This window comes from Mycobacterium sp. ABE4_509 (assembly GCF_056160785.1).
This window is the reverse complement of the sequence record NZ_JBSWXU010000005.1, coordinates 69,899-80,713: the sequence shown is the minus strand read 5'-3', so window position 1 is coordinate 80,713 and position 10,815 is coordinate 69,899. Positions and strand designations below refer to the sequence as shown.

Sequence of the window (10,815 nt, the reverse complement as noted above, 5' to 3'; positions counted from 1 at the left end):
CCCGCGAGGCCCGCGCCGCGTTGCCCAGGCCGCCGCGGCCGCCGGCCGCGGCTTCGAACCGGGTTCCGGCGCCCACCAGGTCTGCCAGTACCCGGCCCTGCTCGTCGAGCACGACGGTGCCGTCGGGGACCTTGACCTCGAGGTCGGAGCCCGCAGCCCCGTCACGGTTGCTGCCCGCCCCCTGCTTGCCTGAGGGCGCGACGACGTGCGGGTGGAAATGGAAGTCCAGCAGCGTGTGAACCTGCGGGTCTACCACGAAGACGATGCTGCCGCCGTGGCCGCCGTTTCCGCCGTCGGGACCGCCGAGGGGTTTGAACTTCTCGCGGTGGACCGAGGCGCAGCCGTTGCCTCCGTTGCCCGCCCGCGCGTGGATGACGACGCGGTCGACGAACCGGGGCATGGGTGGTCTTCCTTTCCGGCGAGCGCGAGGGTGCTGCGAGTGTCAGTGTCCCTTCACTCGCAGCTGGCTCGCGGTCGCGGCGAGGGACCTCTCAGGCGTCGGTGCGGGCGACGCGGACCACGTTGACGAACTTGCGGCCGCGCTTCATGCCGAATTCCACGGCGCCCGGCGCGGTGGCGAACAGCGTGTCGTCGCCGCCACGGCCGACGTTCGCGCCGGGGTGGAAGTGGGTCCCGCGCTGGCGGACGAGAATCTCGCCGGCCTTGACGACCTGACCGCCGAAACGCTTGACGCCGAGCCGCTGGGCGGCGGAATCGCGACCGTTGCGCGAGCTGGAAGCGCCCTTCTTGTGTGCCATGTGTGTCGCTCCCGTCGTTACTTGATGCCGGTGACCTTGAGCACCGTCAGCTGCTGACGGTGGCCCTGCCGCTTGTGATAGCCGGTCTTGTTCTTGAACTTGTGAATGCGGATCTTCGGGCCCTTGGTGTGCTCGAGCACCTCGCCGGTGACCGCGACCTTCTCCAGCGACTTGGCGTCGGTGGTCACCTTCGCGCCGTCGACGACCAGCGCGACGGGCAACGACACCGTGCCGCCGGGCTCGACGTCGAGCTTCTCCACCTTGACGATGTCGCCGGCCGCGACCTTGTACTGCTTGCCACCGGTCTTGACGATCGCGTACGTGGCTTTATCGGCTGCCATCGTTGGTCTTCCTCTGTCTCGCGTGCGGGCGCGCATCACCTGAGGGTGTGCGTGCGGGTCTGGTCGGGATCTCGTCCCTGTCTCCGGCCCGCCGTGGGCTTGGCCTGGAGACAACTGGTCAAGGGTACGTGACCAGCGGGTAGAGGGTCAAACCGCTCACTCCTGTGACGGTGGACCGGCGGGTCGAGCCGCGGCGCGCCGGCGCGACCGCCTGGCCGGGGCCGCCACCGCGACCGGCCCGCCAGCCGGATCACGGACCGAATCACTCTTGTCGGAGCGGTCCATCACGTCGAGGTCGTCTTCGTCATCGTCCTCGTCGTCATCGGAGTCCAGGTCGATCTCGTCGGTGTCGGTGTCATCCGAATCGTCGGTGTCATCCGAATCGTCGTCGTCATCGGTGTCGTCGTCGGTGTCGTCGGTGTCGTCGGTGTCGTCGTCCGAATCGTCGTCGTCCGAGTCGTCGTCGTCCGAGTCGTCGTAGTCGTCGTAGTCCTCGTCGGAATCGTCGGTGCCGGCCTGCCGGGCGGCGCTGGGTTCGGGCACTGCGACGTCCTCGCCCGCAACCGCCTCCGCGCTCTCAGCGGTGTCCTCGTCCCCCTCCTCGGGGTGTTTGCCGTTGGCTGCGGCCATCGCCTTGAACATCGGATGCTCGCCCGGAGAGTGCGCAGGCACCTTGGCGACCTGCACGTCCTGTTCACGACCGCCGCGCTTGCCCCGCTTGCTCCGGCGGCCGCCGCCGGACTCGGACTTGCGGCCGGAGGTCGCGCCCGCGTCGACCGGATCACCGTGCACGAGGATTCCGCGGCCCGCGCAGTGCGTGCACGAGGTGGAGAACGCCTCCAACAGCCCGGTGCCCAGTCGCTTGCGGGTCAGCTGGACCAGCCCCAGCGACGTCACCTCGGACACCTGGTGGCGGGTGCGGTCCCGGGCCAGCGCCTCGGTCAGCCGGCGCAGCACCAGGTCGCGGTTGGATTCAAGCACCATGTCGATGAAGTCGATGACGACGATGCCGCCGATGTCGCGCAGCCGCAGCTGACGCACGATCTCCTCGGCCGCCTCCAGGTTGTTGCGGGTGACGGTCTGCTCGAGGTTGCCGCCCGACCCGGTGAACTTGCCGGTGTTGACGTCGACCACCGTCATCGCCTCGGTCCGGTCGATGACCAGCGTGCCGCCCGAGGGCAGCCACACCTTGCGGTCCAACGCCTTGGTCAGCTGCTCGTCGATGCGGTGCACGGCGAACACGTCTGGGCCGTCCTGTGCGGCCGGCTCGTACTTCGACATCCGGGGAAGCAGTTCGGGAGCCACCGCGGTGACGTAGTCGCTGATCGTCTTCCACGCGTCGTCGCCGGAGACGACCATTCCGGAGAAGTCCTCGTTGAACAGGTCGCGGATCACCTTGACCAGCACGTCAGGCTCTTCGTAGAGGGCGACCGAGGCGCCGGCCTTCTTACCGGTGATCTCGGCGGCCTTGGCCTCGATGTCGGTCCAGCGCTTCTGCAGCCGTTCCACGTCGGCGCGGATGTCTTCTTCCTTGACACCCTCGGACGCGGTCCGGATGATCACGCCGGCGTTGGAGGGCACGACCTCGCGCAGAATCTCCTTGAGCCGCTGACGCTCGGTGTCGGGCAGCTTGCGGCTGATTCCGGTGGACGAGGCGCCGGGCACATACACCAGGTAGCGACCGGCCAGCGAGACCTGGGTGGTCAGGCGGGCACCCTTGTGCCCGACCGGGTCTTTGCTCACCTGCACGACGACGTAGTCGCCCGGCTTGAGGGCCTGTTCGATCTTGCGGTTGGCCCCACCGAGGCCGGCGGCCTCCCAGTTGACCTCGCCCGCATAGAGGACACCGTTTCGGCCGCGGCCGATGTCGACGAAGGCGGCCTCCATCGAGGGCAGCACGTTCTGCACGATGCCGAGATAGATGTTGCCCACCAGCGATGCCGAGGACGCCGAGGTCACGAAGTGCTCGACGACGACGCCGTCTTCGAGGACGGCGATCTGGGTGTACCGGGCACCTTCGTGCGGCGGTTCGGTGCGGACCTTGTCGCGAATCACCATCGTCCGTTCGACGGCCTCGCGCCGGGCCAGGAACTCGGCCTCGCTCAGGATGGGCGGGCGCCGCCGTCCGGCGTCGCGCCCGTCGCGGCGCCGCTGGCGCTTGGCCTCCAGCCGGGTCGACCCGCTGATCCCCTGGATCTCGTTGTCACCGGATTTGCCGTCCTTGTTGCCCTTGTCGCCCTTGCCGCGCGGCTCCCGCTCGTGGACGACGGTGTTGGGCGGGTCGTCGGGCGACGAGCTGTCGTCGCCGGCACCGGACTTGCGCCGCCGGCGCCGCCGCCGGCGGCGGTTGCCGCCCTCAGACGAGGAGCTGTCGTCATCGTCGGAATCGTCGGAGTCGTCGTCGGAGTCGTCACCCGACCCCGACGAGTCACCGGAGCCCTGCTTGTCGGACTGACCGTCGGCCGCGTTGTCACCCGAGTCGTCCGACGAGTCGTCGCCGTTCTGCTCGCCCCGGCCACGGCCCCGGCCCCGGCGTCCGCGCCGGCGCCGCTTGTTCGCCGGGCGGTCGGACTGCTCGTCGGAGTCCTCGGAGTCGGAGTCCTCGGAGTCGGTATCGGAATCGGTGTCGTCGGAATCGTCGGAGTCGGTGTCGTCGTCGCGGCTCCTGCGGCGCTCGTCGAAGTCGACGGGCTGCGGGGCGACGAACAGCGGCAGGTAGTCGGCGGCCGGCGCACTCTGCGGCGCCGGGGACTCCAGGATCAGCCGTGATTCCGGCTCCTCTTCGGCCGCTGCCTGCTCGGCGTCGGGGGCGTCCGGGGACTGGGCGGCCTGCTCAGGCTCAGGCTCCGGCTGCTGGCCGGCCGCCGGAGCGACGTCGCCGCCTGCTGCGGGGGCATCGTCGCTGGTCGCGGGCTCGGCGAGCACCTGGCGGACGCGGTCGGCCTCTTCGCGGCCCACCGTGGAGTGCGCGCTGCGGGTCCGGCCGTCTACCTCGAGGAGGGCGTCGATGATCCGCCTGCTGGTGGTGCCGAGGACCCGGGCCAGCGAGTGGACCCTCAGACGCTCGGGAGGCGGCGCCTCCGCTGCGCCACCGGACGAGTCAGCGACGTGCTGCGGCTCTTCCGGGAGGTCCTGTGTTGGGGCTTGAAAGTTCTCACTGTCGGCCACGAATTCTCCTCAAGCCCCCGGGCGCGTCGTTTGCAGACGCGGCCACGCGAGGGCTTCCGATTTATGTCCGGGCCCCGATTCCTCGGTATTCCCGTACTTGTACTGGTCTTGCTCCGGGCCCTCCCGAAGGAGGCTTCCCGGTGCCGGTCTGAATGATGGCTGGACGGTCTGCGCCGCACCGCGGTCACGATGGTCGCGCTCGTCGAAGTCTTCATTCGGGCGGCCGACCCGGGGTTGTCGGACCGGTCACCCGCCGCCAGTATCCCACATCCCCGACGGCGCACCGACAAGGCGGCGGTCGCCGGGGCGGCGCGAGGCTACTGGCCCGGGAACCAGAGGTCGATTTCGCGGACCGCCGAGTCCGGCGAATCGGAGCCGTGCACCAGGTTGAACTGGGTTTCCAGGCCGAGATCGCCGCGAATCGTGCCGGGCGCCGCCTTCTCCACCGGATCGGTGCCGCCGGCCAATTGCCGAAACGCCGCGACGGCGCGCGGCCCTTCGAGGATCGCGGCCACGACCGGACCGGAGGTGATGAATTCAAGCAGCGAGGGGAAGAACGGCTTGCCCTCATGCTCGGCATAGTGGGCCCGGGCCAGTTCGTCGCTGACGTTCTTCAGCTCGAGAGCTGCGATGGTGAGGCCTTTGCCTTCGATTCGGCTGAGGATCTCTCCGGTCAGGCGGCGCTGCACGCCATCGGGCTTGATCAAAACAAGGGTGCGCTCGGTCACGGCCGCCAGCCTAATCGTCCCCGGGCTGCTGACCTGGAAGCAGCCCGCGCTTCTGCCGGCGCAGCACCTCCGCACGCAGGTAGGCGATCAGCAGCCACACGATGGTGAACAGCAGCCCGATGAAGCCGATACCGGGATAGACGACCCAGCCGGCGATCAGCGGGAGCTGCGCGGCGAGGTTGGCCCAGATCGCCCACGGGCGCTTCTGCACGCCGGCCAGCAGCACCAGCAGCACCGCGAAGCCGATGACGTAGGCGGTGGAGCCGGCGGTGAGCCCGCCCCCGACAGCGCTGACCACCGGGAGGGCGAGCAGCACCACGATGGATTCCAGGATCAGCGTGCCCGCCATCACTCCGCGAAAGCTCTTCCACGGGTCGGGTGGCTGCGTCGGCGCGGTCGGCCCGCTCATGCCGGGTCCTTGCCGAACAGCGAACGCGCCGCACCCGCGGTCACCACCGAACCGGTAATGACGATTCCCGCGCCGCTCAGGCCGCCGGCGGCATCGACATCGGTTGCCGACTCCTCGACCAGCGCGGTGGCGGTTTCGATGGCATCGGCCAGGGTGGCCGCGGCGACCACCCGCTCCGGACCGAACCGTTCCTCGGCCTTGACCGCCAGCCCCTCCACGTCGAGGGCGCGCGGCGACCCGTTGTGGGTGACGACGATGCGGTCGAGTGCGGGTTCGAGCGCGGCGAGGATGCCGTCGGCGTCCTTGTCGGCCATCACCGAGACGACCCCGACCAGGAATCGGAAGTCGAACTCCTCGCCCAGCGCGCCGGCCAACGCCGCGGCACCGGCGGGATTGTGCGCCGCGTCGATGAAAACCGTTGGTGCGCTGCGCAACCGCTCCAGCCGGCCGGGTGAGCTCACCGCGGCGAAGCCGGCCCGCACCGCATCGATGTCGAGTTGGCGCTGCGCCCCCGCCCCGAAGAACGCTTCGACGGCTGCCAGCGCGAGGACCGCGTTGTGGGCCTGATGCTCGCCGTGCAGCGGCAGGAAGATCTCCGAGTACACCCCGCCGAGGCCCTGCAACTCGAGCAGCTGTCCACCGATCGCGGTCTGGCGGCCCAGGACGGCGAACTCGGAGTCCTCGCGCGCCACCGCCGCCTCCACCCGGACCGCCTGCGCCAGCAGCGCCTCCATGGCCTCGGGCGCCTGCCTGCCGATGATCGCCACCGTGTCGGTGGGCACCAGGTCCTCGGGTTGGCGGGTGATGATCCCGGCCTTCTCGGCGGCGATCTCACCGATCGTGTCGCCCAGGTACTCGGCGTGATCGATGCCGATCGGGGTGATGACGGCTACCGGCGCCTTGACCACGCTGGTGGCGTCCCACCGGCCGCCCAGCCCGACCTCGACCACGGCGACGTCGATGGGTGCGTCGGCGAACGCGGCGAACGCCATCGCGGTGACCACCTCGAACTTGCTCATCGGCGGGCCGCCGCCGGCTTCGGACTGCCGGTCGACCATCTCGACGAACGGCTCGATCTCGCGGTAGGTGTCGACATAGGTCGCCGGGCTGACCGGTTTTCCGTCGATCGAGATCCGTTCCACCGCCGACTGCAGGTGCGGGCTGGTGGTGCGGCCGGTGCGCCGGTGCAGCGCCGTGAGCAGCGCGTCGACCATCCTGGCGACCGAGGTCTTGCCGTTGGTGCCGGCGATGTGGATGGCCGGGTATCCCAGTTGCGGCGAGCCCAGCATCTCCATCAGCGCCGAGATCCGCGCGGTGCTGGGCTCGATCTTGGTTTCCGGCCAGCGCTGATCGAGCAGGTGCTCGACCTGCAGCAAGGCCGCAATCTCGTCCGGGGTGGGTTCGGGGTCGGTCATGGTGTCGGCAGCGCGGCCAGCCTGGCGGTGATGCGCTCCACCTCCTCGGTGGCCACCTGCTGGCGGACCCTGATCTTGTCCACCACCTCGGCGGGGGCCTTGGCCAGGAAGCCCGCGTTGCCCAGCTTGCCGGTGGTGCCGGCGAGCTCCTTGCGGGCGGCGGCGAGGTCCTTCTCCAGGCGGCGGCGTTCGGCCGCGACGTCGACGGTGCCCGAGGTGTCGACCTCGACCAGCACGGTGGCGCCGGACAGCCGGACCTCGACCGAGGCCGACGGCGCGAAGTCCTCGCCCGGCGGGGTCAGCCAGGCCAGCGCGGTGACGGCCGCGACGTGCGCGTCCAGTCCGGCGGCGCTGACCCCGGACAGCCTCGCGGGAACCTTCTGCCGGTCCCCCAGGCCCTGGTCGCTGCGGAAGCGGCGCACCTCGGTGATCAGCTTCTGCATGTCGGCGATGCGTTGCGCGGCACCGTGATCGACCGCGAAGCCGCTGGGCTCGGGCCAGTCGGCGACGACGACGGACTCGCCACCGGTCAAGGTCTTCCACAGCACCTCGGTCACGAACGGCATCACCGGGTGCAGCAGCTTGAGCAGCGTGTCCAGGACGCTGGCCAGCACCGCAGTCGTGTGTGCAATGCCCTCGCCGAGTTGGACTTTGGCCAGCTCGACGTACCAGTCGCAGAATTCGTCCCAGGCGAAGTGGTACAGCGCCTCACACGCCCGGCTGAACTCGTAGCCGTCCAACGCCGAGTCGACCTCGGCGCGGACCTCCTCCATCCGGCCCAGGATCCAGCGGTCGGCGTCGGTGAGGTCCTCGGCGGCCGGCAGGGGTGCCGGGGCGGCGCCGTTCATCAGCGCGAACCTGGTGGCGTTGAACAGCTTGGTGGCGAAGTTGCGGGATGCGCGGGCGTGGTCCTCGCCGATGGCCAGGTCGCCGCCCGGGCTGGCCCCGCGGGCCAGGGTGAAGCGCAGCGCGTCGGCGCCGAACATCTCCACCCAGTCCAGCGGGTCGATGCCGTTGCCCCGCGACTTGCTCATCTTGCGGCCGTGCTCGTCGCGGATCAGCCCGTGCAGGAACACGTTCTCGAACGGCACCTGGGCGCCTGCCTTCTGCCGGCCGTCGGCGGTCGCGGTGATGGCCGGGTCGTCGGCGACGAACATGCCGAACATCATCATCCGCGCCACCCAGAAGAACAGGATGTCGTAGCCGGTGACCAGCACCGTGGTCGGATAGAACTTGGCCAGTTCGGGGGTGTGGTCCGGCCAGCCCATCGTGGAGAACGGCCACAGCGCCGAGGAGAACCAGGTGTCGAGGACGTCGGGGTCCTGCTCCCAGCCCTCCGGCGGGGTCTCGTCCGGCCCGACGCACACGGTTTCGCCGTCGGGACCGTGCCAGATCGGGATGCGGTGGCCCCACCACAGTTGTCGGGAGATGCACCAGTCGTGCATGTTGTCCACCCAGGCGAACCAGCGCGGCTCCAGGCTGGGCGGGTGGATGACGGTGTCACCGTTGCGGACCGCGTCACCGGCGGCCTTGGCCAGCGACTCGACCCTGACCCACCACTGCAGCGACAGCCGCGGCTCGATCGGTTCGCCACTGCGCTCGGAGTGGCCCACGCTGTGCAGGTACGGCCGCTTCTCGGCGACGACGCGGCCCTGCTCGGCCAGCGCCTCCCGGACCGCGACTCGGGCCTCGAACCGGTCCATGCCGTCGAATTGTGTTCCGGTGTCGGTGATCCGGCCCTTCGTGTCGAGCATCGAGGGCATCGGAAGCGCATGGCGCAGCCCGATCTCGAAGTCGTTGGGGTCGTGGGCGGGGGTGACCTTCACCGCGCCGGTACCGAACTCGGGGTCGACGTGCTCGTCGGCGACGACGATGATGCGCCGGTCCAGGAACGGGTGCGGCAGGCTCTGGCCGACCAGATCGCGGTACCGCTCGTCGTCGGGGTGCACGGCGATGGCGGTGTCGCCGAGCATGGTCTCCAGCCGGGTGGTGGCGACCACGATGTGCGGTTCGTCGTCGGACAGCGATCCGTAGCGGAACGACACCAGCTCACCCTCGACGTCTTCGTATTTGACCTCGAGATCGGAGATGGCGGTCTGCAGCACCGGGGACCAGTTCACCAGCCGCTCGGCCTGGTAGATCAGCCCGGCGTCGAAGAGCCGCTTGAAGATGGTGCGGACGGCCCGGGAAAGCCCGTCGTCCATGGTGAACCGGTCCCGGCTCCAGTCCACACCGTCACCGAGGCGGCGCATCTGGCCGCCGATGGTGCCGCCGGACTCGCGCTTCCAGTCCCAGACCTTATCGACGAACAGCTCACGCCCGAAGTCCTCTTTGGTCTTGCCGTCGACGGCGAGCTGCTTTTCCACCACGGTCTGGGTGGCGATGCCGGCGTGGTCCATGCCGGGCAGCCACAACACCTCGTAGCCCCGCATGCGTTTGAGCCGGGTCAGGGCGTCCATCAGGGTGTGGTCGAGGGCGTGGCCCATGTGCAGGCTGCCGGTGACGTTGGGGGGCGGCAGCACGATCGAATAGGCGGGTTTGCCGCTGCCGGGGTCGGCGGTGAAGTAGCCGGCCCGAACCCAGCCTTCGTACAGCGCGCTCTCCACCGCCCCCGGGTCCCACGACTTGGGCAGGGCTTCGAGGCCGCCGGCGCTCTGGGCGTCCGGGTTGGCGAGAGGCTGGGAGGTCACCGAGCCATTCTAGGAAGCCGCCGCTCAGTCGAGTCGGGACACCTCCAGCGAGACCCCCGCACCGGGGAACCGGGCCAGCAGCGCATCGCCCATCGCGGCCGCCGGGGTCAGCACTCCCCGCAGGTCAGAGAGCTTGTCTCGGTCCAGCGCCAGCGCCAGCCCGCTCTCGCCGAGCAGCACCGACGTCGCCTTGTAGCCCGGGTCGCCCTGCTGGGACAGCCGCGCCACGTACCGGGCGCCGCCGGTCGTGGTGGTGTAGGTCTCGACCGAGTAGTGCCCCTTCTCGCGGGTCTGTTCGCTGGGCCCGGTGCCGACCTTGGGCAGCACGCGTTCGAGGGCCCGGCGGGGCACCCGGTCGAGGAACCGGCTGCCCAGCTCGGTGGTGGCGACGTTGCCGGCGGTGGTCAGCGCCGCCGCCGCCGGCGCCAGCACCGAGCGGCCCAGGCTCATCTGCTCGGCGTAGCTGAACCGGCGGCCGTAGGCATAGCCCAACAATGCGTTGCTGCGTCGGACGATCCGGGTGTCGACCATCGACATCGCGAACGCCCCGACCCAGTAGCCGTCGAGTTCGGGGGCGATGTCGCGGCCGCGGCGCCACCGAGCGTCGGGCTCGGCGCCCAGCTGCGGCTCGGCCGCGCGGTCCGGGGACAGCATGTAGGGGTCGAGCAGCTGGCGGCGCGCATCGGGGTCGGCGGAGGATTCGCGGAAGAGTTCGGCCATCGAGGCCACGGTGCCGCCGGAGACTCCGCCGGCGAACCGGCGCACCACGTAGTCGGTGTCGGCCAGCTGGCCGGTGCCGTCCCGCTCGGCCTGCCGGTAGAGCGCGAAAACCGTCAGGTCCGAAGGGATGCAGTCGAACCCGCACGCGTTGACGATGCGCGCGCCGGTGTCGGCGGCCTGTTTGTGGTACTCGTCGATGGCCCGGCGCATGAACAGGGTTTCGCCGGTCAGGTCGGCGTAGTCGGTGCCGGCGGCCGCACAGGCAGCCACCAGTGGCATGCCGTAGCGCAGGTAGGGCCCGACCGTGGTGACCACCACCCGGGTGCTGGCGGCCATCGCCGCGAGCGTCGAGGGCTGTTCGGCGTCAGCGGTGATCAGCGGCCAGGACTGCGCCTTGTCCCCCAGCGATTCGCGCACCGCGAGCAGCCGGTCGGTGGAGCGGCCGGCCAGCGCGATGCGGGCGTCACCGCCGGCGGCGGCCAGATACTGCGCGGTGAGCTTGCCGACGAAGCCGGTGGCGCCGTACACGACGATGTCGTGTTCCCGGTCGTGCGTGGGGGTGCTGCCGTCATCGTGTGTGCTCATG

8 protein-coding genes and 1 pseudogene are annotated in these 10,815 nt (G+C 70.1%); all 9 read right to left on the bottom strand.

Translation table 11 applies throughout. The features are described 5' to 3' along the window. Positions 1-400 (bottom strand): annotated as a pseudogene (locus ACXAID_RS02325) (GTPase ObgE); the annotation flags it as partial. A 91-nt stretch (positions 401-491) separates the two neighbouring features. Further along, a complete protein-coding gene (gene rpmA, locus ACXAID_RS02320; RefSeq protein WP_475020560.1) occupies positions 492-758 on the bottom strand; it encodes a 50S ribosomal protein L27 in 267 nt (88 codons plus the stop codon). Between the two features lie 17 nt (positions 759-775). Next, on the bottom strand, positions 776-1,099 hold the full coding sequence (gene rplU / locus ACXAID_RS02315; RefSeq protein WP_163677012.1) for a 50S ribosomal protein L21: 324 nt from the start codon (positions 1,097-1,099) through the stop codon (positions 776-778). Between the two features lie 156 nt (positions 1,100-1,255). Then, entirely contained in the window at positions 1,256-4,267 is a 3,012-nt protein-coding gene (gene rne / locus ACXAID_RS02310; RefSeq protein ID WP_475020559.1) for a ribonuclease E, read from the bottom strand. A gap of 317 nt (positions 4,268-4,584) precedes the next feature. Continuing rightward, complete coding sequence (gene ndk, locus ACXAID_RS02305) at positions 4,585-4,995, bottom strand: nucleoside-diphosphate kinase (RefSeq protein WP_475020558.1); 411 nt, start codon at positions 4,993-4,995, stop codon at positions 4,585-4,587. Between the two features lie 10 nt (positions 4,996-5,005). After that, a complete protein-coding gene (locus ACXAID_RS02300; RefSeq protein WP_475020557.1) occupies positions 5,006-5,404 on the bottom strand; it encodes a DUF4233 domain-containing protein in 399 nt (132 codons plus the stop codon). Then, entirely contained in the window at positions 5,401-6,819 is a 1,419-nt protein-coding gene (gene folC, locus ACXAID_RS02295) for a bifunctional tetrahydrofolate synthase/dihydrofolate synthase (RefSeq protein WP_475020556.1), read from the bottom strand. Before folC ends, ACXAID_RS02300 begins: the two co-directional genes overlap by 4 nt. Next, a complete protein-coding gene (locus ACXAID_RS02290) occupies positions 6,816-9,509 on the bottom strand; it encodes a valine--tRNA ligase (protein WP_475020555.1) in 2,694 nt (897 codons plus the stop codon). The genes folC and ACXAID_RS02290 overlap by 4 nt, the downstream gene beginning before the upstream one ends. A gap of 24 nt (positions 9,510-9,533) precedes the next feature. Then, complete coding sequence (locus ACXAID_RS02285) at positions 9,534-10,814, bottom strand: saccharopine dehydrogenase family protein (RefSeq protein ID WP_475020554.1); 1,281 nt, start codon at positions 10,812-10,814, stop codon at positions 9,534-9,536. Between the last annotated feature and the right edge of the window lies 1 nt (position 10,815).

Coding starts and splice junctions, on each gene's coding strand:
- ACXAID_RS02300 (WP_475020557.1), bottom strand. CDS start 5,404: ATGAGCGGGCCGACCGCGCCGACGCAGCCACCCGACCCGTGGAAGAGC.
- rpmA (WP_475020560.1), bottom strand. CDS start 758: ATGGCACACAAGAAGGGCGCTTCCAGCTCGCGCAACGGTCGCGATTCC.
- folC (WP_475020556.1), bottom strand. CDS start 6,819: ATGACCGACCCCGAACCCACCCCGGACGAGATTGCGGCCTTGCTGCAG.
- rplU (WP_163677012.1), bottom strand. CDS start 1,099: ATGGCAGCCGATAAAGCCACGTACGCGATCGTCAAGACCGGTGGCAAG.
- ACXAID_RS02285 (WP_475020554.1), bottom strand. CDS start 10,814: ATGAGCACACACGATGACGGCAGCACCCCCACGCACGACCGGGAACAC.